Genomic DNA, 23,953 nt, shown 5'->3' on the forward strand with positions numbered 1-23,953 from the left:
GGTCTAACTTATTAGTTGACATTCGAATCAATTACCCCTAACCTATAATTAATTGAATTATCACTTTTCTTTAATCAAGTTGGTTAAATCAGTCATGCTTGATTTGAGCGGAGTTTTGGTTCATAAACTTAGGGTATGACGACGAAATTTAACGTCCCTGTATACCGTTTAAAGGTGTGCGGGGCTTTTTTATGGCAAAAGAAGGAGGTTGAAGTCGGGATGACAAAACCAATTATTGGGATTGCACCGGGTGTTTTAACAGTGGATAGCCATATGTTTCCCGGGCGACAACGTGATTATGTCAATCGCGATTATTTACAATCAGTAACGGCCAATGGCGGCGTGCCGTTGATTTTACCGGTGACAGCTGATGCGGCGATGATTCAACAGTATAGTCAGTTAATTGATGGTTTATTGTTGTGTGGGGGACAAGATATTGATCCGCTCAATTATGGTGAAGAACCGTTGGCTGAGCTCGGTGAGATTGACCCACAACGTGATCAATATGAAATGGCATTAGTGCGTGCCACACATGCGGCACATAAGCCAGTGTTGGGTATTTGTCGGGGACTGCAACTTTTGAATACGTTATATGGTGGCACGTTGTACCAAGATGTAGCGGATATGCCTGCTGGTGAAGGAACCATCAAACATATGCAAGCCCAGTTGCCGGCCTATGGCATACATCATATCCAGGTTGCTGCGTCGTCACAATTGGCGGCTTATTTGGGGCAAACAAAGCTAACCGTTAACTCGTTTCATCATCAAACGTTAAACAAAATTGCACCAGGGTTTAACGTGGTGGCTACAGCACCGGACCAAGTTGTTGAAGCCATTGAGGCAACGACGGGCGGACTACAGTTGGGTGTTCAATGGCATCCGGAAATGATGCAACCGACTAATCCGGTAATGTCACAATTGTTTGCTAAGTTTATTAACACTAGTGCTGTGTAACATCAAATTTTAGGTCGGGGGTCAGTTAAATGCAACAAACAAAAAAATGGTTAAGTGGACTGGGTATTGTGCTACTTGGATTGGGTTTAGCTGGTTGCGTAACTAATTCAAAGCAGGCTAAAAAAAGTAATCAAGTGTTAAAAGTGACAGCCTCGCAAGCGATTGCGACGGCTGATCCGAATAAAGCAGACGACATTGCTAGTCAGGCGGCCATTTCACAATTTATGGAAGGCCTGTATACGACTAACACGACGGGCAAAATTGTACCAGCCATTGCAACCAAAATTGTTAAACCAACCAATGGTGGCAAAACGTATACCTTTACGTTACGTCACAATGCCAAGTGGTCGAATGGTAAAAAAGTAACAGCGGCGGATTTTGTTTATGCGTTACAACGCCAAGTTAAGCCGACGACAAAATCTCAAGAAGTCGGACATGTGGCTGAAATTAAGAATGCGACGGCAATTACAGCCGGAAAAAAATCAGTGCAAACATTAGGGGCTAAGGCCTTAGGCAAGTATCGCTTACAATTGACACTAACCCAGAAGGTGCCCTATTTTAATTACCGCTTGGCAACTGAAATTTATCCATTAAATCAAACATTCACTGAAAAATACGGTAATAAATATGGTACCACGGCTGGTAAGACGTTATCAAATGGCCCCTATGTTTTAAAAGCTTGGAATGGGACCAGTGACACTTGGCAATACACGAAGAACCCGTACTATTACGCACGTCAAGGGGTTCGGATTAAGACCATTAAGGTTCAAACGGTTAAAACCAATAGTACAGCACAGAACCTATTTGAAAGTAACGGGGCTCAAGTAACGCAAATTACCGGAACTCAAGTTGAAAATGCCCAACAAGGCAAGCTGAACTCAAGTTTAACAATTACGAAATTAAATCAACTGTACTTTATGCCTTGGAATCAACGCCGCACAGTCACTAAAAACGCAGATTTACGGCGGGCAGTTAGTTATGCGTTAAATCGGCAATCGTTAGTAAAAGATGTTTTAAAGGACGGGTCAACGGCCGCAACTTCATTAGTTCCAACGGGAAATACGACCAATCCGACTACGGGTAAAGATTTCAATACGGATACTGGAAATTTATATCCCTACAGTCCAACTAAAGCCAAAGCCTATTGGAAAAAGGCGCAAGCAAGTTTGGGTCGAAAAAAGCTTACTTTACAGTTGTTAACGAATGATAGCGATGTGAATAAATCGGTTGCTGAATTTATTCAAGCTGCAATTGAAAAAAATCTAACTGGGGTTACTGTGACAATCAAATCGGTACCGCTCACCAATGAAATTTCAACTTTGAGTAGTGGTAACTTTGATTTTGCAACCTTGTCATGGTCAAGCGATTTTCAAGACCCGATTGATTTCTTGAATAAAGCCTCGGTGACGAATTCAGTTGATTTCGGGAAATTTAAGGATCCAACTTATGAAGCTAGCATTGCAAAGATTACGGCTGGAACGCAAAGCACATCGCAACGGTATCAAAGTATGCAACAAGCCGCAAAATTGGTCGCAGCTAAGCAAGGCGTGACGCCACTCTATCAAACGGCAGCGGCACACCTCGTCAGCAAGCAGGTTGGCGGTGTTCACTTCACCTTGTTACGAGATGCGTTATACCGATATGCCTATTGGAAATAAGGTTGACTTTTGGGTGCGCATCACCAACTTTAAAAAAATGGTGAGGTAGATTGAAATTAGCTCTGCAAAACCAATTTGGTTTTGCAGGGCTAATTTTAGGTTAATCTCAGATAGTCACAAGACCTGTTTATTTAGTCGGATTACGGTAAAATAGAAAGTAACCAAGCATGTTTCACGTGAAACATTCAAAATTAACGGTTAGTGAAGGGATTGGTCAGCATGGCGGAAAAGTTTCAATTTGACTCAACGGCAATTACTGCGTTAAAGGATCAGTATGATGTCATCATTATTGGATCTGGAAGTAGTGGGCTTGTAAGTGCGGTCCAAGCGCACGAGTTGGGTTTAAAACCGGTTATTTTGGAGAAAATGGCTAAAATCGGTGGTAATACGACACGGGCCTCATCCGGAATGAACGCTGCCGAGAGTTTGGTGCAATTAAAACATCAAGTCGTGGATAGCTATGCTGATTTTTATCACGAGACTTTTATTGGTGGTGGCCGTCAGAATGACCCAGCCCTATTGGATTATTTCACGTCACACGGGGCTTTAGCCATTGACTGGTTGGCGGCACATCATATTGACTTAGATGATTTAACAATTACTGGCGGGATGCGGGTTAAACGAACGCATCGACCAAGTAGCTTGGCACCAATCGGAGGCTTCTTAGTGACGCAATTGTTAAAAGTTATTGCGGCTGAAAAGATTCCGTTATTTACTGAAGTGAAGGTGTCACAACTACAACAGACCGCAACAAAAGTGACGGGGGTCCAAGTGCAACTAGCAACCGGGGAACAACGAACACTACAGGGCTCAGCAATCATTATAGCCACCGGGGGCTTTGGGGCGAACAAGGAGTTGATTGGCCAATATCGACCAGACTTAAAGGCTTATCAAACCACTAATCAACCAGGTGCGACAGGTGATGGCTTAACGCTAGCCAAACAGGTTGGCGCACAATTGGTTGATATGGATCAGATTCAGGTGCACCCAACGGTCCAGCAAGAAACAAATCATCCATTTTTGATTGGTGAAGCTGTCCGTGGGGAAGGAGCCATCTTAGTTGATGACAATGGTCAGCGGTTTGTTAACGAACTGGATACCCGCAAAAACGTGACCGCTGCTATTAATCAATTACCAACGAAAAAGGCGACTTTAATTCTGGACCACGCCGTTCGTCAACGAGTGCCAGCAATTGAATTTTATGACCATATCGGTTTAGTTGAAAATGGGTCGACCTTAACGCAGCTTGCAACTAAAACCAAACTACCAGCAGCGGCGCTAGCACAGACCGTGACTGCTTGGAACCAAGCAGTCACCACGCACCAAGATACAGTATTTGGACGTACGACGGGCATGAGTCATGGTCTTAAAACGGGGCCATTTTATGCTATTCGCATTGCACCGGCAGTTCATTACACGATGGGCGGGATTAAGATTAACCCCCAAACCCAAGTTTTGAATGCTGACCAACAAGTGATTCCGGGGTTGTATGCGGCGGGTGAAGTTGTTGGTGGGCTCCATGGTAATAATCGAATTGGCGGTAATTCGATTGCTGAAACTGTGATTTTTGGGCGCCAAGCTGGACAACAAGTGTATCGCTATTTAACGGCACTTACATCAAAATAAGTCAGGGGGGTGCCCGCAAAATGTGGTGGGCACTCTTTTTGTGACTGGCTGGTAGGGCTTTTATTATCGTGAAAGAGGTCGCTTTAATGGCTTTAAAGTTGTGATAATTAGGAAACGTTAAAACTGCGAGCAATGGTAGGCATGTGAACTGTACCTGTTCAGTTATCTGAACAGGTACTAATAACTGATTTAAACGCCACTGGCCTATGATGAGGTTATTTTGAAATTAAAGATAAGTCTGTTGGTTAGGATGTTAGGTTAGTTGTGGCGTTATCACCCACAGCCGCAACTATGTTTTGAAAAAGGGCTCTAATTGAAGATTGCAATTTCAATGAGCTAGAACGATCGAATTTTACCGTATGGTCAAGATTGATATACTTAAGTTTAAGCCTTAGTAATAAATTGATGACCGGCTTCAATTAAATCTGCGGTTTGCTGATTAAGCAATGGTGGCAGCTGTTTGAAGTCAAAGTAGTCTAGTTTAAGGGTCTCATCGGTTGCTTGATTTAAGATTTGACCACCAATAGCCTGCACTAAGAATAGCTGGGTAATAGTCTGAGCCACGTCGCCATTAGGATAGGCGGTTTCACCACGATCAAAAATGCCAATCGGGGCGCTGATTTTAACTTTAAGACCACTATCTTCTTGGTATTCACGAATACAAGCCTCGGCATAAGTTTCACCATACTCTAAGTAGCCTCCAGGCAAGCTCCAATTATGGGTATCGGTTCGTAAGTTTAAAAGGACTCGTTGCTGGGTATCAACTAGGATACCAGCAGCAGTATTTAAAATAATAGGTTTGTGGCCCACTAAGGCCCGAATTTCTTGAATATAATTTGCCATGCTTGAATACCTCACTTTTGATGTTATTAAAGGTAATTATACGCGTTAATCGCGATAAATAAACCGGTTACATTTAGGGCCTATTTCTTAATCAGGGCAACCTGACTAGTGTGTCAACGTTTAATTAGGATTTGCGCATCCGCTAATTTTTAGCTAAGATGGAAGCTATATCCTACTAGGTAGTAATTAGTGTTTTGAATAATGAAAAGAGAGAAATCGATGCAAAGAAAATTAAGTACGGGCCAAATGCAGATGATTGCATTAGGTGGCACGATTGGCGTGGGACTCTTCATGGGTTCCGGATCAACCATCAAGTGGACCGGACCGTCAGTTTTGATTGCGTATATCGTCGCGGGCGCTTTTCTGTACCTGATTATGCGGGCCCTCGGTGAAATGTTGTACGTTGATCCAAATACGGGATCGTTTGCCAAGTTTGCTTCTGAATACATTCACCCAGTATTCGGTTATTTAACTGCTTGGAGTAATGTGTTTCAATTTGTGGTCGTTGGAATGAGCGAAATGATTGCGTTAGGCGGGTATTGTCGATACTGGTGGCCGAACTTGCCTGATTGGATTCCAGGGTTAATTGCGATTGGGTTCCTATGCGCCGCCAATTTAATTTCGGTTAAAATGTTTGGCGCGTTGGAGACCTGGTTCTCGTTAATAAAAGTTGTGACCATTATTTTAATGATTATTGCGGGCTTGGGACTCATTTTATTTGGTTTTGGCAATCACGGTCATGCCATTGGTATCAGTAACCTATGGACACATGGTGGCTTCTTTACGGGCGGTGTGAAGGGGTTCATGTTTGCTTTGGCCATTGTGTTGGCTTCCTATCAAGGGATTGAGCTGATTGGGGTTACGGCTGGTGAAGCTGAAAATCCACAAAGTACCTTAGTTAAAGCAATTCGATCAACAGTTGCTAGAATTTTGATTTTTTACGTCGGGGCCATTTTCGTAATTGTTAGTATTTACCCTTGGGACCAACTAAGTCAGATTGGTTCTCCATTCGTTCAAACTTTTGCAAAAATCGGAATCACCGCAGCAGCTTCAATTATTAATTTTGTGGTCATTACGGCGTCGTTGTCAGGAACTAATTCTGGTATTTATAGTGCCAGCCGGATGACATATACCTTAGCGGAAAATCAACAGTTACCACACAAAATGACGCTATTAAATCGTCATGGCGTGCCGTTCTACGCGGTCATTTCAATTTCAGTTGGTATTTTAATTGGGGTCTTATTGAATGTTATCTTACCTTATTACTTTAAGAGTGCCAGTGAGATTTTTGTGATGGTTTATAGTTCCAGCGTCTTACCTGGAATGGTCCCTTGGATTGTTATCTTAGTTAGTCAAATTGAATTTCGAAAGCAAAATGCGGCTAAGATGGTTAATCATCCATTCAAAATGCCATTTTCACCATACTCGAATTATTTAACGCTCGCTTTCTTAGCGTTAACCCTAGTGTTCATGTTTATTAATCCAGAAACACGATATTCTATTTTGGTCGGGGTTGTTTTCCTAGTTATTATGACAATTATCTATTTTCGGAAATATCGTCAACCGACGGATGCATCGTAATATAGGGTCAGTAATCAGCTTGTGGCTTAATAGTTGCAGGCTTTTTATTTGGGCAAAAGTTGCGGTAAAATTAAGTATTGATTGATTAATGAAAGGAGACTCAATGCGATGGTTAAACAAGGACATTATGCGAAAGCAAGTCGTCGTAAAGTTGCACATCAATTAAAACGACATCATCAAGTGCAAGCTGACCGGGTGATTGATTCGACCGCGACCGCTGAATTTTTAAGCGTTCGGTATCATCTGACGCAAGCTAAGTCACAACGGCCCGTAGTCCGTAAAACGATGCAACGCTGGTTGACACAGTGGTTGACAGTAGCTACAGCGACGCCGACCAGGACTTGGTCAGTCACAACCTTGACGGCGCAAACACTGCAAGCATTCAACCAGCAATTACCATGGCAAGGTTATGCGATTGTGAGTCAAAATTTCGATGCTTGGCAAGCTTTCTTGGCTAAAGAAGTGCCAGCGGTACCATTGGCCCACCGCTTAACGCTCACGGATCAGTGGTCGCCGGATCAATGGCGAGCCCAGCTAACACAACAATTAGCCGTTAATGCATTATTAGGACTGTTGGGGCAAAATGAACAACGATTGGCACAAGTGACAACGGCCCAGGTAACACAATTGCAAACTAGCCTGCAAACGGCGACGAGGATTGACTGGCAACAAGTGGCAATCGTGTTGGCGCCGATTGATGCGGCTAGTTCGAGTGCTGAGGCCAGTACTCAGACCTGGTTAAATCAATTAACAAAGTTAACGCCTAGTGATTTTGACTAAGCGTTCAAAAAAGGAGCTATTCTGATGAAATTTATGACGTCTGATCATGTGAGTTTGGATTATACGGATACCGGCCATGGGCGTGCAGTGGTCATTTTAACCGGATTTGGGGGATCTAAAGCTATTTGGGCGGCCCAGATTCCAGTGCTAGTGGCAGCGGGTTATCGCGTCATCAATCTGGATGGGCGGTGCCAAGGTCTCTCGCAACATACAGCAAAAGGGTTACGGATGAGTCGTCGAGCCTTGGATGCGGCCGAATTAATTGCGGCTTTACAATTAGACCGACCGATTTTACTAGGTAATTCAATGGGGGCGGCAACCTGGTTTGCCTATTTATCTTTGTTTGGTGATGCCAATGTCGGAGCAGTGATAGATGTTGACCAATCACCTAAAATGATAAATACACCGCAATGGGCATACGGTTTTAAAAAATTAACCTGGGCAGATTTTCCAGCTAGTTTTCAGCAGCCACTTGGCCGTTCGACGTTCAAGCATATTGATGATGACACCTATGCCCAAGTTAAAGCGGTTGCTGCTCAAGCGCCATTTGATGCAGCTTTAATGGGGCCATTACTCATTAATCATGCGGTTCAAGACTGGCGAGATGTTGTGCGCCAGCTGACCAAGCCTTTTTTGATCATTGCGGGACGAGAGTCACCTTACTTTAATTCAGAATTTGCAGCAGTTGTAGCGCAAACTGCGCCACAAGGGCATAGTGTTGTGATTCCGGAAGCTGGGCATATTGTGATGGCGGAACAATCCGCAGCTTTCAATGCCACCTTACTGCCATTTTTAGCAACCATCGCTTAAGCTTATCGGATTGACACCCCGGTTTAGTTGTTTTTGTTGGCTAAATATGTCATAATTTATTCGAATATATTTTAACGATAAATTTGGCTAAATTAAGCGAACGAAATGGGGGTGGCTTAATGTCAATTCATTATAATAATTTCTATGCTAATGAGTTAGGACGCTTAGTTAACGTGACCGTGATTCTACCGGAGCCATTGAACTCAGCAGGTAAAGTAGCTGCTGCTTTTAGTCAGGGGTCATCCCAGTTGCCTGTTATCTGGCTACTGCATGGCTTAGGGGGCGATGCGACGACTTGGGTACGTCAAACCGCAATTGAACAATTAGCGACACAATATCGCGTTGCGGTGGTGATGCCACAAACGGAACGCGGGTTTTATACGGACATGGTTACTGGGCCACGTTATTGGACTTTTCTGACAACTGAATTGCCAGACCGATTACGATTCATGTTTCCATTAAGTGCTGCTAGAGAAAAAAATTTTGTGGTGGGAAATTCCATGGGCGGGTATGGCGCCTTAAGGTGGGCCCTGACTTATCCGGAACGCTTTGCGGCAGTCGCAGCTTTATCGCCAGTGACTGATTTAGCACGATTCAGGGTTGACCAAGCAGCCATCATGCCCGATTTTGATTTGGCTTTTGATCCGCAACATTTGAGTGATACACCAGTTGGTATTGATTATTTGTTACAGCATTTAACTGCCCCTAGCCAAGCGTTGCGTGTTTTGATGACGACTGGGAGTGAGGACATGTTACGTGCCATGGACGTTGCGTACCAGCCACGTTTTGCCAATGCATTTAAAACGAATTTCACCTGGCAAGAATTACCAGGACGCCATGATTGGCCATTGTGGAACCAGCAGTTACCGATGGTGATGCAATGGCTATGTGGGGAACAATTGGCCCCGCTGTAAAAAATGTTTCACGTGAAACAATCGGTTAGATTAAAAAATCCCCGTCGGAAATTTTTCCGGCGAGGATTTTTTTGTATGACTTGTTTTTAAAGCTTAATTTAAGTTCGGATCTTTTTCCAAGAAGTGGAAGCGGATGAACTTACCAATTTCAGTGACAATTAGGACCACAATCCCAGCTAAGATTGGAATTCCCCAACCGTAACCAAAACTAACGTTAGTCGTATGGAAGACGGATTGCATAAATGGCAAGTAGACAATCCCTAGCTGTAGAAGAATCAGGATACCGACAATGTAGAAAGCCATTTTATTTTGGAATAGATACTTAGAAATTACTGGATGATTATTTCGTAAATTAAACAAGTAGAAAATCTTACCAAAGATAATGATGTTTAGCGACATTGTACTCCCGACTACGTTTGGCAAGCCTAGTGCTGTTAAGTAGTCGTAGGCAAAAATGCCGAGTCCGGAAATTAGTAACGAGACGTATACAATCTCAAACGAGTCTAGCTTGGACAGTAGGCCGGCTTTGACATTCCTAGGACCACGGGCCATAATATCAGCTTCCGGTGGCTCGAAGATAAACGCAAACTGAATCGTTAATGCCGAAACCATGTTAATCCAGAGCAACTGGGTCGGGTAGAGCGGCAGTTCATGGCCCATTAGAATACTAATGATGACCACTAACCCTTCCGCAAAACTAGTTGGGAGTAAGAAGCGGATTGTTTTCCGAATATTATCAAAGACATGACGACCTTCACGAACCGCAGCTACAATATCAGCGAAATCATCGTCCGCTAAGACCATATTAGCAGCTTCTTTGGCAACTTCAGTGCCCTTAATCCCCATAGCAACCCCGATATCGGCTTGTTTGAGGGCCGGCGCATCGTTAACCCCATCACCAGTCATGGAAACAACGTGTTGGTTGGCTTGCTGTGCGCGGACAATTCGTAATTTGTTGGCCGGTGTTGCCCGAGCGAAGACGTTATAATCATCGATTTGAGCTTTGAGTTGCTGATCATCTAAAGCGTCAATCTCGGGTCCGGTAATCGCTTTGACTTGCGGTGCTAAAGCCAGCTTGTTGGCAATGGCAGTTGCGGTATCCGGATGATCACCAGTAATCATTTTAACTTGGACACCAGCTTGCCGAAGTTCTGCAATAGCAGCGGCCGCTTCTTCACGGGGTGGGTCAATGATGCCAACCATACCGGCTAATTCTAAGTTACCAATGGTTTTAGCATCAATAGCAGTCACATCAGCCGCAACAACTTGATAAGCTAAGGCGACAACTCGCAACCCGTCCGCCGTTAAGTCAGTCATGGCATGATCCCAATAAGCTGGGTCCGTTTTTTGATTGGTTAATCGTAGAATGGTGGCAGGGGACCCTTTGACCATCAAGATGCGCTGCCCATCAAAGTCAGCTAGGCGGGCGGAAAATCGGAAAGCCGAGTCAAACGGTAGCGAATCCACTTCAGCCACTTCAGGATCATGTCCGGTCATCTTACGATAAAGTGTCGTTAAGGCACCATCAGTTGGTTCACCCGTCAGTTCCCATTTGTTGTTTTCAAAGTGTAATTGCGCATCAGTCGTTTGACCAGCAATGTTTACCAGCCATTCCATGCTTTGATCTTGGTGCCAATCCATAGTTTGACCATTCAGTTTTAAGGCACCATCGAAGTTAACGCCGCCATCAGCATCATAACCCACACCGGTAACATCGAAGAAATGGTGTGGCGTAACCACTTTAGTGACGGTCATTTCATTTTTGGTTAAAGTCCCGGTTTTATCGGTATTAACAATATCCACGGCACCCAACGTTTCGACGGCTGGCAGTGATTTAACAATGACATTTTTCTTGGTCATCCGCCGGGTCCCCATCGCTAAGACGACTGAAGTACTAGCGGGCAACCCTTCTGGCATGGAGCCAACCACCATGGTAATCACAGCAATTAGTAAGGTTGGTAAGCTGTAAGTATCCATCAGCAGGCCTAAGCCAAATAATAAGACTGCGGCGACGATAATTGCAATTGATAAACCGAGTCCTAATGAATTCAAGTTCCGCATTAAGGGCGTTGGTTTTTCTTTGACGGCGCCAACTGATTGCTGAATTGCACCAATTTCGGTTGCCTCAGCCGTGGCAACGACAATCCCTAAGCCCGAACCACTAGTTACTGCAGTTGAGGCGTAAACTAAATTACGGCGGTCCGCTAAGGGAAGTTGCTGGTCCGGCATTGGTTCTTCAATCTTTTCAACCGGATTGGTTTCACCAGTTAAAATGGATTCTTGGACGCTTAAGTTATCGGCGGAAATGAGTCGCATGTCAGCAGGGACTGCATCCCCCGCCTCTAAGTTAACCAAATCACCAATTACTAAGTCGCGGGCGTCGATTTCAAGCTTTTGGTTATCACGAATGACGAAGTTTTTAGAAATCAACATTTCACGAATGCGTTCCAGAGCGTTACCCGCTTGACGTTCTTGGACATAACCAATGATGGCATTAGCAATGATGACTAGTCCGATAACGATTGAATCTGAATAACGATCCATTAGAAAGGTCATAATTGCAGCAGCCGCTAAAATATAAATAATACTATTATTAAACTGCTTGATGAACTGAATGAAGCGTGAGGTGTGCTTAGTTTCCAGTTCATTCCGACCGTTTTGTTGTAGACGGTGCTCAGCTTCAGCGGCACTAAGGCCAGTGACAGGATCAGTCTGGTACTTAGTCGCTAAAGTTGGTTCATCAAGCTGCCACAAATGGGTAGTATCGGTATCGGGAGGCACCTGGTCTTGGTCTTCCGGGTTGGTCAACTGCTGCTGGTTATCATCTATCATTAAATTCACTCCTATAAAAGTTTAGGCTTAGCGATGGGGCTCAGTAAAAATGCAACGTGGTTTGTGCGTTAAGCAGGCCAATTCGGCCACATCCTTTCCAGGTTTAAGCTATCGTTAGTTATTATTATAAACGAATATTAATCAAGGTTGTTATAAAAATGTTTTATAGTTATATGACGCTTGATGACTCTAGTTGCAATAATATATCAGATTACCCGTTAAATGGCGCTAGTTAGCATTGCATCACGGATTTAAAACCAGTATGATGACTAGTAAATATGACTAAAAGAGGGCACAATTTGATGATTACTTATCGCTATTCCGTAGCGGCGGATTTACCAGCATTATTCGCCATTGATCAAACTATCTGGAATTCACAAAATAGTCCAGGGCCAATGCTAGCCCAGAATTTAGCGACATATGCACAAAATTATCCAGTTGGCAGTCAATTGGTTGCGGTTCAAGATGAGCAAATTTTAGGGATGATTTCTTGGAATCCAATGCCGCCCTTTATGTCAATGCGATTTACTTGGGATATTGGCATCGGTATTTTACCGCAAGCGCAGCACCAAGGTGTTGGACGGGGCTTGATGACGAAGTTAAAGGCTGAAGCACGGCGTCTCGGAATTCATCGGCTTGAATTACGGGTCCTAGCGACTAACTTAGTAGCTCGTCAGTTCTATGCACAACTGGGATTTCAAGTTGAAAGTGTTGCTCGCGAGGCTTTTTACATAGATGGTCATTTTGTGGATGATTATGGCCTGGCTTATTTGATTGACTAGTAGCGGAGATTAATAAAGGTCAGCGTTAATAGTCATCGCAGAAAAAAGCGTGATCGGTTACTCATAGCGGGTAACTGATCACGCTTTTTTGAGGTCCTTAAAAGGGCGGTATATCAAAAAAGTGCTCGGACTTTTTGTCCTGAGCGCTTAATGTTCTAAAGGTATTATCAGATTAGTCGACGGGGTCCTTCATGAGTAGCCAAAGGATTAAGTAAGCGATTAATCCTGGAAACATTGGTGTAATTGCAAGTACGACGAAAATAAGTCGTGCGAGATTGGCATTCCAGTCGTAACGTGTTGCAATGCCGCCAATGACACCCGCAATCACACGATTTTGATTAGAACGATGAATGTTAATTTTCATGACGAAAGCCCTCCTTGAAGTATATTTACCTCAAGTGTATCGTGTTCAGACTGGTCCGTCTACTGAGATGCTTTAAGCGGTTGGAAACGGGTGTTCAGTGAGCACTGTCGTGTAGTAAGCAATTTCTTGAAGTGCTTGTGATAATCCCTTGGTATAGCGTGCTTTTAATGGCGCTGCGGCGATGAAATGACCATCGGGTTGCAGGTTATTTTGTAACTGACCAACGGGGGTAGGTTTAGGTAAGACCAGCATGCCCAGCCGTTGTAAGACGGGGACCAACGCTGCCGCGCCAAACTGGCCGCCACGCATGTTATCAGCATATGAGATGAGTTTAACCGGTTTACGCTGGCCTTCAAATGCTAGAAAATCGAGGGCGTTTTTGAGTGCGGCGGGCATCGCGTGGTTATATTCTGGTGTCAAGATAAGATAACCATCTGCTTGGGCCATATCACTGATCCATTGCTGCTGATTAGCAGGTAAGTGACGCTGGTTGTTTGCCATTGGTGGCAGGACTTCATCGAAGAAGGGAAGATTGTATTGAGCTAAGTCTAAAAAGGTCGCCTTGATGGCTAATTCAGCACATAATGCGGGTGCTGTTAGCTGCAAATGGTTGAATAAAGAACGACCTAAGGAACTTTTACGGGTGCTGCCTAAAATAATCGCAATTGTTTGCATAATTAATTAACTCCATTTCATTATTGATTCATGTGAATACAAAATGTTATTATAGACGGATAATATTAATAATACAAGTATTTATTCATGTGAATTAAAAAGGAGATAGAAAGATGACCGAACCGTTAATCGAGCAGATAATGTCCGAATTAAATGCATTTATTGCCCAAGATGGCATTGATGATGATGAGAAGCAATGGGCGCAACGGCAGACGACGGATGTCCACCTGCAACAACAACTCAAGCAATTATCGACCACTGATATTAAAATAATTGCGCAATTGGCCACCCAGCCGGCAACGCATGCTAAGGCATTGCCACAGCTAACAACGCTGTCACAAGCGACAATTTCACGAGCAGTTACTAAATTAGCGCAGTTGGGCTTAGTTGAAAAATTTCGGAGTTTACAAAACAATAAAGAAGTTTTAGTTCGGCTAACGACGGCGGGACAACAGGTGGCACAACTCCAGCACCAATTAAAGTTGGCGATTGCCGCACAGGCCAGCGCCATTGCCGCAGACTATACACCAGCGGAATTAACCCGGTTCGTGACCTTGATGCACCGAATTCGACAAATCAAGCCGTGACTAGCATCCGGGAATGACAAGTAATTGAAAGCCACGGGCATAATTGCGATTTTTAATGCTAAAAATTTCCCAGGAAATAATTACAAAATAGGAGCTAAAATATGATAAGCTAGGTTGTACTATCTTAACTTACGAAAAATTAGTAGTAGCTAGATTTGGAGATGATAGTTGTGGATGACGCAGAACGTGAGCGCGGACCATGGCATCGTAATTTAATTGTTTTATGGTTTTGTACCTTTGTGGCTGGGATGGCATTTAGTGAAATCATGCCATTCTTGTCATTGTTTGTGAGCCAGCTAGGTGATTTTAATAAACAGCAGGTGACCTTTTATAGTGGTCTCGCCTATGCAGCCGACTATGCTATTTCCGCCATTTCCGCCCCATTGTGGGGTATTATTGCGGATAAAAAAGGGCGTAAAGTGATGTTACTACGAGCTTCGTTAGGGATGGCATTGGCGATGGGGCTAATGGGGTTTGTCACTAATGTTTGGCAATTAGTCGCTTTACGGGCTTTACAAGGTGTCTTTGCAGGCTTTATTTCCAATGCGCAAGCGCTAGTTGCTTCGCAAACACCGCGTAAATATAGTGGTCACGCGTTGAGTACCTTAATCACTGGCGCTGTTAGTGGTCAATTATTTGGGCCAGTTATCGGTGGTATCTTAGCCGAAGTGTTCTCGATTCGAAACACGTTCTTTATTACGGCGGGGCTATTAGTCGGCGCATTCTTGCTGAGTTTGTTCTTCGTGCAAGAACATTTCAAACCAGTTGATCATCATCGGGAACCGGGGGCTAGTCGAAATCCATTGGCAGCCTTTCAAAATCCTAAGTTAATCATTATCATGCTGTGCTCGACCATGATTGTCCAACTAGGCAATGCTTCAATTGCGCCGATTATTAGTTTGTATGTGCGCGAATTGATGCATTATAAAGGTCCCATTACGGTTGTGGCCGGGATTATTGCTGCCTTGCCCGGAATTTCTAATATTTTAGCGGCCCCGCGGCTTGGTCGGTATGGCGACCAGCATGGCTCAGGGCGTGTGCTATTGTTTGGGTATATTTTTGCAGTTATTATGTATTTCCCACAAGGTTGGGTCACGAGTGTGATTGCCTTAGGGCTGTTACGATTTGCGATTGGAATTTCTGATGGGGCATTGTTCCCAGAAATTCAAACCTTATTGACTAAGAATACGCCGGTGCATCTGACGTCAACGATTTTTAGTTACAATCAGTCTTTTCAGGCGATTGGTAATATGATAGGGGCTTTGTTAGGTGGCGTAATTGCCGGAATTTTTGACTATAATTCAGTCTTTATTCTAACTGCCGTGATGTTGGCCATTAACTTAGGTTTGATTTTGTGGCTGGTCCCAGGAATTTGGAAACAACATGGACCATTAGCTGAATAGTACGGTTTAAATGGTTAGGGAGGTGTACCTCGCTAATCATTTTTTGTTGTCAAAATTTAAATGTAGGCGTATGGTAGTTCTATGACTATCGAACTAAAGCAACAAATTAGTGGAGACCAACAACGTGTCGCAATTTTTAAAGCTTTGGCCGACCAAAACCGATTGCGAATTATCCGAGTGCTTTATCAGACGAACCGTGAAATGACTTGCAGTGAGGTAGGTGCGCAATTAAAGATTAGCAAGTCCACGGTGTCTTATCATTTTAAAGCCTTACGATTAGTTGGTTTAACTAATACACGACGCGTGGCGCAGACGAAATATTTGTCTTTACGTCCGGCAACGTTTGACCAGTATTTACCTGGATTTTTAAGCACATTATAATTTTTTTGAAACTTAGTTCGATATTTGTCGAATTACGTAAGCTAAGAGGAGTGGATTTTCATGTTGGACACGCATCAACATAGTCGTTATCTGACTTTAGGCATGATGTTAGCCGCCGCTAATATGCGCTTGCCGATTACGATGATGCCAGGGTTAATCAGTAGTTTGAAACGAACTTTAGGTTTACCGAGCTCAATGGCAGGTTTATTGACGACGATCCCGTTGCTGACCTTTGCCGTGATGTCACCGTTAATTTCACGGTGGGGCCGCCGGTTTGGTAATGAGCTGACCATTTATGTCATGCTTATTATCTTAGCCATCGGCAGTTATTTACGGGTGATTCCGTCGATTGCCTTGCTATTTTTAGGGACGTTACTGGTTGGAATTGGCGCTGATGGTGGTAATGTCTTGATTCCAGCAATTATTAAGGATAATTTTCCAACTAAAATTGGCGTCGCTACCAGTGAGTATACCTTGTCAATGCTACTTGTTGGTGCTTTTGGGACGGGACTTTCTGGCGTACTAGCAGCGTATTGGTCGCTGCCAGTTACAATGGCAGTTTTATCGGTGCTAGGAATAGTTAACCTAATTGCTTGGGGACCTAATCTGAAATATAATCACCGTGCCGAGCGTCCCACCGTTAAGCGCCAGGTGAGTGCATCAGCACATGCCAGTGTCTGGCGGTTACCCTTAGCCTGGGTGGTGACGGCGTTCTTTGGGTTACAAGCTTTAGTCTATTATTCATTGTTAACGTGGCTACCGACTATTTTAGTGGCGCATGGCTTTACACTAGTTGCCGCTGGAAATTTAGTTACTGTCATGCAATTAAGTGGGCTACCGATGGCCTACATCGTGCCAGCAACGGCTAACAAAAAAGTTGGGGTGCATGTGATGGTAGCGGTTGTGGGTATTGGCTTTATTGCCGGGATTGCTGGTATTTTGGTGGCTGGAACTAATTTTGCAGTCGTTGCGGGTTTATGTGTGTTAATCGGTCTCGGCTCAGGTGCGGCTTTTAGCTTGGCAGTGGTGTTCTTTACGCAAAAAACGACGACTGGTTTTGAAACAGCAGATTTATCAGGCATGGCCCAATCCGCTGGTTATTTACTGGCGGCTTTAGGTCCGGTCGTTTTCGGTTGGTTAGGGAGTCAGCTTGGTTGGGCACCAGTTCTGTGGTTGGCAATTATTTTTTCAGTGTTACTCACGTTAGCAGGGCTGGTCATACAGCGGCATACGTCAATTTATGACTAGGCTGTGTTATTTTATTAAATTAAAAAAATTTGAATTTGCGAACTAATTAGTTGCCTTAGAGTAGGACTAAGGTCTTAAACTGAGCATTGTTACACTTAATCAAGCTATCTTAATTAGGAGGGCCCAACAATGGCAGTAATTCAGATTTTAGTCGTTGTTTTGGTTGCGACTGGGCTATTGACCCTTATTGGTGATCCGACACGACCACTAGCAACTCAACGGATTAGACGTCGGCATTAAGTCGATTTTAAATAATTAATTTAATATAGAAATGGAGATTTCTTAAAATGACAGTAATGACAGATACTTATACCTTAACCAATGGTGTTGAGATTCCACAGGTCGCTTTCGGCACTTGGCAAATTTCAAGTGGTGACACCACGTATCAAGCCGTTAAAAATGCTTTGGCGGCAGGATATCGGCATATCGATACCGCCTTAGCTTATGGCAATGAACACAGTGTCGGTGAAGCGATTCGTGATGCTGGTATTCCACGAGAAGAGATTTTTGTCACGACTAAGTTACCTGCTGAAACAAAGTCTTATCAAGGGACATTAGCGGATTTTGACCAATCACTAAACAATTTAGGCTTGGACTATGTTGACTTGTATATTATCCATGCCCCATGGCCATGGGGTCAACTTGGGCGCAACTATGATGAAGCTAATTTAGAAGTTTGGCAAGCGATGGAAGCTATTTATCGGAGTGGTCGAGCCAAAGCCATTGGGGTTTCTAATTTTGCCGTTCGGGATTTGAAAAACATTCTGAAACAGGCCGAAGTTAAACCGATGGTTAATCAGATTCAATATTATTTAGGTTATACTGAACCTAAAATCACGGCATTTTCGACAGCTAACGGTATGTTGGTTGAAGCTTATTCACCACTAGCAACGGGTGGACTTTTGCACAATCCGGCAATTCAGCAAGTTGCTGATCACTATCAGGTTAGTGTCCCTCAGTTGGCGTTACGGTTTGTGCTTCAAAATGGCATTTTACCGCTACCTAAGGCGATTAATCCGGATCATATTGAAGCCAATACTAAGTTGGACTTTGAAATTAGTGCGGCGGATATGGTGACGCTAAATGCGATGTCGGTTGTGGATGCCTCCGTCTTTCACAATCCAACCCAGGGTTAAAAATTTGCGGGTCAAATAATTGACCTGACCCCGGTGACAGGGACTACACTAAGACTTGTAAATGAAGGCAATAAAAAATGATAGGAGCAAAATTCGATGGCAACAATTAATGCCGCTAATGCGGGCACTTATGCATTTGATGATAATTTTAAGGTGAATCGGTTAGGTTATGGGACCATGCAATTAACTGGCCCTGGAACCTGGGGCCCTTACAAAGACCCTGAAGAGGGGATTAAAGTCGTTAAAAAAGCCCTTGATTATGGGATTAACTTTTTTGATACTGCGGATTCTTATGGGCCTTGGTTTGCCGATCGGTATTTAGCAGCCGGTTTAAAGGGTGCTGCTAACCGGGATCAAATCTTTATTTCGGATAAAGTTGGTCAAACTCGGCAAGGACCAAATATTTGGACGCCACATGGTGAAGCTAATTATTTGCGGCAACAAGTCGAAGTGTCCATGATGACCTTGGGCTTAGACCATGAAGACTTGGTATTCTTGCATCGAATTGACAGTCATTTTTCAGTGGCTGAACAAGTCGGTGAATTGAAAAAGCTACAAACTGAAGGCAAAATCAAGCATATCGGTTTGAGCCAGGTCTCGGTTGCTCAAATCAAGGAAGCGCAAAAAGTTGCCAAAATTGATGCGATTGAAAACTTGTATAATGTTGCTGATCATCATGATGATGACGTGGTTGATTATGCGGCTGAACAAGGCATGGCTTTCTTGCCTTGGTTCCCATTAGCCACTGGTCAATTAGCACAACCAGGTAGTGCGTTGAGTACAATGGCTGAAAAATATCAAGTAAGTCCTGCGCAAATTGCTTTAGCTTGGTTATTGAAGCGGTCGGCAAATATTTTACCAATTCCTGGGACCAGTTCTGTAGCTCATTTGGCGGATAATGTCGCTGCTGCTAACGTCGACTTGACGACAGCTGATTTCAACGAACTAAGTCAATTAAGTCTTAAATAAACGGTTAGCGTTTGGGGTCAAGTCCAAACGCTTTTTTTTGCGCTTGTTTTCGAGCCCCAATTACGTTTAAAATAAAGAAAGCTTAAGTTGAAAGAGGATGAATAATCAGATGAAGACACGTCTCGAAAGTACGACACCGATGATTTATTTGGCAGGGCCTTGGTTTACAGCGGGGCAACCCGAACGGTTAGCGAAGATTGAACAGCTCATGAATGAGTTAGAATTAACGTATTACAGTCCACGCCTAGATGGGATCGATCTCACGCCGGATGCAACTGACGCCGACCGTAATGCCGTCTTTGATGACAACGTGGCGCATTTGAAACAAGCTAAGCTAGTCGTTGCAGTCGTGGATGGTTTTGATACGGGGACCATCTGGGAGACTGGTACGGCCTTTGGACTGGACATTCCAGTGGCTTACTACGCTGAAACTTTAGCCGATGGGACCTTTAATGTAATGTTGGCGAAATCGGGTAAAGCGACGGTTCAGAATATGGCTGATTTGAAGACATTCTTACTGGATCCGACAAGTGATGATTTTCAGTATACCGGTGCAATTCGGTAAATTTCATATAATATAAATAACGCCATTCTGACAAATTTTTGTCAGAATGGCGTTATTTATATTAAGCAGATTTTTAGACTAATCTAAACTTTTATCAAGAATTGAACGTAGAACTTTCTCACGTAGTGCAACTGCATCTACTTGGTTACGATTTTCATAGCCTTGAGTGAGCACATCACAAATGTATAGCTGTGAAATCCGTCCAGCAACAGACCCGCCATTTAAAAATTCTTCGATGGCTGTTTGTAAAACAACATCACCGAGTTGAGCGACAGGACTATTTAAATTATTGGTAATCGCAATCACTTTAGCATGATTATTTTTGGCAATTTTTAGCGCATCATAAGTATCTTTAGTTCGGCCGGTTAGAGACAGACCGATAACTAAATCAGTTGACTTAAATAATGAGGCAACTTGCGCCTGAATATGTGGGTCACTAACGGGGGTCGCTTGAACGCCCACCCGCAAAAGGATTGAAGCAAATGACTCACTTACTTGGGCACTACCACCAACACCAAAAATATAAATTGATTTAGCCTGACTCAGCAAATCAATAGCCTGGTTTAGTCGACTAGGATCAATTAATTGGGCAGTCGCAGTTAAAGCATCTTGTAGATGGCGATTAATATCATCATAGTAATCAGCTGGTCGGGTCTGTTCCTTTTGAGTAAAATCCTCTTTAGCAATTTCGATTTTGAAGTCAGAAAAGCCACTAAAGCCTAATTTTTGACAAAACCGAATAATGGTTGCATCACCAACTTTAGTTGCCATTTTGATATCACTCATTGTAGCGTACATTAGTTGACTACCAACTTTTAAGACGTAGTCGGCAACTTTTTTTTCTGAACGGGTTAGCGTTTCATACTGTTCATGAATTAAGTAATCATAGCGCAACAGGTATCACCATCCTTATGGGGAATATTATACGCTATTCTAAATAAAATTAAATTGGAGTATTACTCCGCAAAATCAAATAAAGCGCTTTACATTATCCAAAACAGCTGTTATATTTTATTTGGAGATAAAATCCAAAAAGATTATTTATGGAGGAAATATGGATAATGGAAAAATCACAATTTTTATCACAAATTAAAAATGGTCTCATTGTTTCTTGCCAAGCATTACCGGGTGAACCGTTGTACACAAAGACTGGTGGGGTGATGCCACTGTTAGCAAGTGCCGCACAACAGGCCGGAGCAGTCGGAATTCGAGCAAATTCAATTCGGGATATCAAGGAAATTCAAGGAGTCGTTGATTTACCAATTATTGGCATTATAAAAAAAGACTATCTGCCAGAGAAGCCATTCATTACAGCAACCATGCAAGAAGTTGATGCGTTAGTTGCGGCCGGGGTTGAAGTAGTTGCGTTTGATTGTACTAATCGTCAACGTCATGATGGGCTAACCGTGACGGCTTTTATTCAGCAAGTTAAAGCCAAGTATCCTGATCAATTATTGATGGCTGATATTTCAACTTTTGATGAAGGGATAACTGCTTGGCAACAAGGGATTGATCTTGTCGGGACCACGCTTAGTGGCTATACAGAAGAAAGTCCTAAATTAATTGGCCCTGACATTGATCTGATTAATAAGCTGGTAGCTGGCGGGGTTGACGTGATTGCTGAAGGTCGTATTCATAGTCCCGAACAAGCGAAGGTCGTTCATAGTTTAGGTGTGGCTGGAATGGTAGTTGGTGGGGCAATTACTCGGCCCTTAGAGATTGCGACGCGTTTTATTCAAGCAATCAAATAACTTTTTAGGAGGATTGAAAAATGTTTAAACAATTTTCTAAGCTGGGTCAAGCTTTTATGTTGCCAATTGCCATTTTACCCGCAGCAGGATTGTTACTTGGATTAGGCGGGGCTTTAACGAATAAAAGTGCGCTGACGGCGTACCCTTTCTTGGATGTTAGTTGGCTACAAACTATTCTAAAAGTAATGAATTTTGCAGGAAATGCTGTTTTTGCTAATATTGCGCTAATCTTTACAGTTGGGATTGCAGTTGGTTTAGCAAAAGGAGATAAAGGCACAGCAGGGTTGTCTGGGGCTGTAGCGTACCTAGTGTATACCGCTACAATCAGTGGATTATTACAATTGTTTTCAGCCAAAGATGCTGCAATTGATACGGGTGTTTTAGGTTCCATTGTCGTTGGTGGGGTAGTTGCCTATTTACATAACCGCTACCGTAAAATTGAATTACCACAATTTTTAGGTTTCTTTGGTGGATCAAGGTTCATTCCCATTGTTTCTTCCTTTGCAGCAATCGTTCTAGGCATGATTTTTTACTTAATTTGGCCACCGATTCAGGGATGGTTAGTGGTTGCGGGTAAAGAAATCGCAACCTTAGGTAGTATCGGCACTTTTTTATATGGATTCTTACTTCGCTTGCTTGGTGCGGTTGGTCTGCATCATACTATCTATCCTATGTTTTGGTACACCTCTTTGGGCGGAACTGAAGTTGTAGCTGGTCATACGATTCAAGGGGCACAGAACATTTTCTTTGCTCAATTAGCTGACCCTAATCATACGGGGTTGTTCACCTATGGCACACGATTCTTTGCTGGTCGGTTTGCAACAATGATGTTTGGCCTACCAGCTGCGGCGTTAGCAATGTATCATGCCATTCCAAAACGTAATCGCAAACAAAATGGTGGCTTGTATTTTAGCGGCGCTTTGACATCGTTTTTAACGGGTATTACTGAACCTTTAGAGTATACATTTTTATTTGTTGCACCCTGGTTATATGTTATTCATGCGTTCTTAGACGGCTGTTCTTTCTTTGTTGCTGATATTTTAAATATTCGAATTGGTAATTCTTTTTCCGGTGGTTTGATTGATTATTTACTCTTTGGTGTGCTACAAGGTCAAGATAGGACTCATTGGATGTATGTTATTCCTTATGGGATTGCTTGGGCATTCATTTACTACTTTGTTTTTTCATTTTGTATTAGAAAATTTAAAGTTGCTATTCCAGGAATGGTAGATGCCGATAGCACTAGTGTAGCAGAATCCAGCAGTAGCGATAGTGATTTAAATACGCAATCGCAAATAATCATTGACGCATTGGGCGGTGCGACGAATATTGAATCAATTGAAGCTTGTGCGACGCGACTACGTATTGCGGTTAAAGATAGTGGTCTAGTTGATAAAACACAGCTGAAATCATTAGGTGCAACTGCTGTTCTTGAAATGGGCGGCGGTATCCAAGCTGTTTTTGGTGGTAAAGCAGATTTGTATAGTCAAGAGATTAATCAGATTTTAGGTACCGATTAGGAGGAAAAATAAAATGTTTAAATTTTTAAAGAAAAAAGTAGCGTTAAAGTTAGCGGCACCAGTTGATGGTCAAATAGTGGCGTTAGAAAATGTGAACGATCCTGTTTTTTCACAGAAATTAATGGGAGAAGGTTTTGGTGTTCAGCCAACCAGTGGTCAAGTGTATGCGCCGATTAATGGTACGATTACTAGTGTGTTTAAAACTAAACATGCCATTGGTCTAACCACGCCGGAAGGATTAGAAGTATTAATACACATTGGTTTGGATACGGTTGAATTGAATGGTGCACCATTCAGCATCGAGGTTCAAAAAAATGATCAGGTCACTCCTAAGGCTGTCTTAGCGGATGTCGATTTTGATCAGATTAAAGCCGCTGGTAAAGAGACAGTTGTATTAACGTTGGTTACTAATTCTGCGACACAGTTAGCCGGTTTAACACCGATTATCACGCAACCGATTAAACATGGGGCGGAAGTCACTAGTCTAACCCTAAAATAAAGTACCAAAAAGGCTGCTTAATCAGATTTTGATCAAGCAGCCCTTTAAGTTGAAACTAAATAAGCTAATAAAAAG

23 protein-coding genes are annotated in these 23,953 nt (G+C 43.1%); 18 read left to right on the forward strand and 5 right to left on the reverse strand.

Annotated elements, in window-relative coordinates; translation table 11 throughout:
- The first annotated feature begins 219 nt into the window (after positions 1-219).
- The 3 genes from C5Z25_RS07320 to C5Z25_RS07330 all read left to right on the forward strand — a co-directional run bounded on the left by C5Z25_RS07320 (position 220) and on the right by C5Z25_RS07330 (position 4,238).
- Positions 220-954, forward strand: a complete 735-nt coding sequence (locus tag C5Z25_RS07320; RefSeq protein WP_105452038.1) for a gamma-glutamyl-gamma-aminobutyrate hydrolase family protein — start codon at positions 220-222, stop codon at positions 952-954.
- Positions 955-983: 29 nt separating this feature from the next.
- Positions 984-2,612 carry a peptide ABC transporter substrate-binding protein gene (locus C5Z25_RS07325; protein ID WP_105452039.1) on the forward strand — a complete coding sequence of 543 codons (1,629 nt, stop codon included), beginning with the start codon at positions 984-986 and terminating at the stop codon, positions 2,610-2,612.
- Positions 2,613-2,831: 219 nt separating this feature from the next.
- A complete protein-coding gene (locus C5Z25_RS07330; RefSeq protein WP_105452040.1) occupies positions 2,832-4,238 on the forward strand; it encodes a flavocytochrome c in 1,407 nt (468 codons plus the stop codon).
- A 384-nt stretch (positions 4,239-4,622) separates the two neighbouring features.
- On the opposite strand, the gene C5Z25_RS07335 is transcribed toward C5Z25_RS07330, so the two are convergent.
- The gene (locus tag C5Z25_RS07335; RefSeq protein WP_105452041.1) at positions 4,623-5,081 is read right to left on the reverse strand and encodes an NUDIX hydrolase; all 459 of its coding nucleotides are present in this window, start codon (positions 5,079-5,081) and stop codon (positions 4,623-4,625) included.
- Positions 5,082-5,300: 219 nt separating this feature from the next.
- Here C5Z25_RS07335 and C5Z25_RS07340 point away from each other — a divergent pair, with 219 nt between their 5' ends.
- The 4 genes from C5Z25_RS07340 (at position 5,301) to C5Z25_RS07355 (ending at position 9,166) form a co-directional block, all read left to right on the forward strand.
- Complete coding sequence (locus tag C5Z25_RS07340; protein ID WP_105452042.1) at positions 5,301-6,662, forward strand: amino acid permease; 1,362 nt, start codon at positions 5,301-5,303, stop codon at positions 6,660-6,662.
- A gap of 108 nt (positions 6,663-6,770) precedes the next feature.
- Positions 6,771-7,442, forward strand: coding sequence for a hypothetical protein (locus tag C5Z25_RS07345; RefSeq protein WP_105452043.1), 672 nt, complete (start codon positions 6,771-6,773; stop codon positions 7,440-7,442).
- A gap of 24 nt (positions 7,443-7,466) precedes the next feature.
- Positions 7,467-8,252: an alpha/beta fold hydrolase gene (locus C5Z25_RS07350; RefSeq protein ID WP_105452044.1), complete on the forward strand. Its 786-nt coding sequence runs from the start codon at positions 7,467-7,469 to the stop codon at positions 8,250-8,252.
- Positions 8,253-8,371: 119 nt separating this feature from the next.
- The gene (locus tag C5Z25_RS07355; RefSeq protein ID WP_105452045.1) at positions 8,372-9,166 is read left to right on the forward strand and encodes an alpha/beta hydrolase; all 795 of its coding nucleotides are present in this window, start codon (positions 8,372-8,374) and stop codon (positions 9,164-9,166) included.
- Positions 9,167-9,259: 93 nt separating this feature from the next.
- On the opposite strand, the gene C5Z25_RS07360 is transcribed toward C5Z25_RS07355, so the two are convergent.
- Entirely contained in the window at positions 9,260-11,998 is a 2,739-nt protein-coding gene (locus tag C5Z25_RS07360; RefSeq protein ID WP_105452046.1) for an HAD-IC family P-type ATPase, read from the reverse strand.
- A 302-nt stretch (positions 11,999-12,300) separates the two neighbouring features.
- Here C5Z25_RS07360 and C5Z25_RS07365 point away from each other — a divergent pair, with 302 nt between their 5' ends.
- Positions 12,301-12,780 (forward strand): GNAT family N-acetyltransferase, encoded by a 480-nt coding sequence (locus C5Z25_RS07365; protein ID WP_158682926.1) that lies wholly within the window; start codon positions 12,301-12,303, stop codon positions 12,778-12,780.
- 172 nt (positions 12,781-12,952) lie between these two features.
- Here C5Z25_RS07365 and C5Z25_RS07370 read toward each other — a convergent pair whose 3' ends face one another.
- Together C5Z25_RS07370 and C5Z25_RS07375 are read right to left on the reverse strand one after the other, a co-directional pair.
- Positions 12,953-13,144: a PspC domain-containing protein gene (locus C5Z25_RS07370; RefSeq protein WP_105452048.1), complete on the reverse strand. Its 192-nt coding sequence runs from the start codon at positions 13,142-13,144 to the stop codon at positions 12,953-12,955.
- A gap of 72 nt (positions 13,145-13,216) precedes the next feature.
- Positions 13,217-13,819 (reverse strand): NADPH-dependent FMN reductase, encoded by a 603-nt coding sequence (locus C5Z25_RS07375; RefSeq protein WP_105452049.1) that lies wholly within the window; start codon positions 13,817-13,819, stop codon positions 13,217-13,219.
- A gap of 113 nt (positions 13,820-13,932) precedes the next feature.
- On the opposite strand from C5Z25_RS07375, the gene C5Z25_RS07380 reads away from it, so the two are divergent.
- The 7 genes from C5Z25_RS07380 to C5Z25_RS07410 all read left to right on the forward strand — a co-directional run bounded on the left by C5Z25_RS07380 (position 13,933) and on the right by C5Z25_RS07410 (position 20,108).
- Positions 13,933-14,406, forward strand: a complete 474-nt coding sequence (locus C5Z25_RS07380; RefSeq protein WP_105452050.1) for a MarR family winged helix-turn-helix transcriptional regulator — start codon at positions 13,933-13,935, stop codon at positions 14,404-14,406.
- A 170-nt stretch (positions 14,407-14,576) separates the two neighbouring features.
- Positions 14,577-15,809, forward strand: a complete 1,233-nt coding sequence (locus tag C5Z25_RS07385; protein ID WP_105452051.1) for an MFS transporter — start codon at positions 14,577-14,579, stop codon at positions 15,807-15,809.
- A gap of 81 nt (positions 15,810-15,890) precedes the next feature.
- A complete protein-coding gene (locus tag C5Z25_RS07390) occupies positions 15,891-16,190 on the forward strand; it encodes an ArsR/SmtB family transcription factor (protein ID WP_105452052.1) in 300 nt (99 codons plus the stop codon).
- Between the two features lie 60 nt (positions 16,191-16,250).
- Positions 16,251-17,438: a CynX/NimT family MFS transporter gene (locus C5Z25_RS07395; RefSeq protein WP_105452053.1), complete on the forward strand. Its 1,188-nt coding sequence runs from the start codon at positions 16,251-16,253 to the stop codon at positions 17,436-17,438.
- A gap of 287 nt (positions 17,439-17,725) precedes the next feature.
- Positions 17,726-18,574, forward strand: coding sequence for an aldo/keto reductase (locus C5Z25_RS07400; RefSeq protein ID WP_105452054.1), 849 nt, complete (start codon positions 17,726-17,728; stop codon positions 18,572-18,574).
- A gap of 96 nt (positions 18,575-18,670) precedes the next feature.
- A complete protein-coding gene (locus tag C5Z25_RS07405; protein ID WP_105452055.1) occupies positions 18,671-19,543 on the forward strand; it encodes an aldo/keto reductase in 873 nt (290 codons plus the stop codon).
- A gap of 109 nt (positions 19,544-19,652) precedes the next feature.
- Entirely contained in the window at positions 19,653-20,108 is a 456-nt protein-coding gene (locus C5Z25_RS07410) for a nucleoside 2-deoxyribosyltransferase (RefSeq protein WP_105452056.1), read from the forward strand.
- A 78-nt stretch (positions 20,109-20,186) separates the two neighbouring features.
- Here C5Z25_RS07410 and C5Z25_RS07415 read toward each other — a convergent pair whose 3' ends face one another.
- Positions 20,187-21,002 carry a MurR/RpiR family transcriptional regulator gene (locus tag C5Z25_RS07415; protein ID WP_105452057.1) on the reverse strand — a complete coding sequence of 272 codons (816 nt, stop codon included), beginning with the start codon at positions 21,000-21,002 and terminating at the stop codon, positions 20,187-20,189.
- Positions 21,003-21,169: 167 nt separating this feature from the next.
- Here C5Z25_RS07415 and C5Z25_RS07420 point away from each other — a divergent pair, with 167 nt between their 5' ends.
- The 3 genes from C5Z25_RS07420 to C5Z25_RS07430 are packed head-to-tail and all read left to right on the forward strand — an operon-like array spanning position 21,170 to position 23,878.
- Positions 21,170-21,859: an N-acetylmannosamine-6-phosphate 2-epimerase gene (locus C5Z25_RS07420; protein ID WP_105452058.1), complete on the forward strand. Its 690-nt coding sequence runs from the start codon at positions 21,170-21,172 to the stop codon at positions 21,857-21,859.
- Between the two features lie 20 nt (positions 21,860-21,879).
- Positions 21,880-23,379, forward strand: coding sequence for a PTS transporter subunit EIIC (locus C5Z25_RS07425; protein WP_105452059.1), 1,500 nt, complete (start codon positions 21,880-21,882; stop codon positions 23,377-23,379).
- Positions 23,380-23,392: 13 nt separating this feature from the next.
- Complete coding sequence (locus tag C5Z25_RS07430; protein WP_105452060.1) at positions 23,393-23,878, forward strand: PTS sugar transporter subunit IIA; 486 nt, start codon at positions 23,393-23,395, stop codon at positions 23,876-23,878.
- Positions 23,879-23,953 lie beyond the last annotated feature (75 nt).

The sequence above is a fragment of the Lactobacillus sp. CBA3605 genome (assembly GCF_002970915.1).
GTDB lineage: Bacteria > Bacillota > Bacilli > Lactobacillales > Lactobacillaceae > Lactiplantibacillus.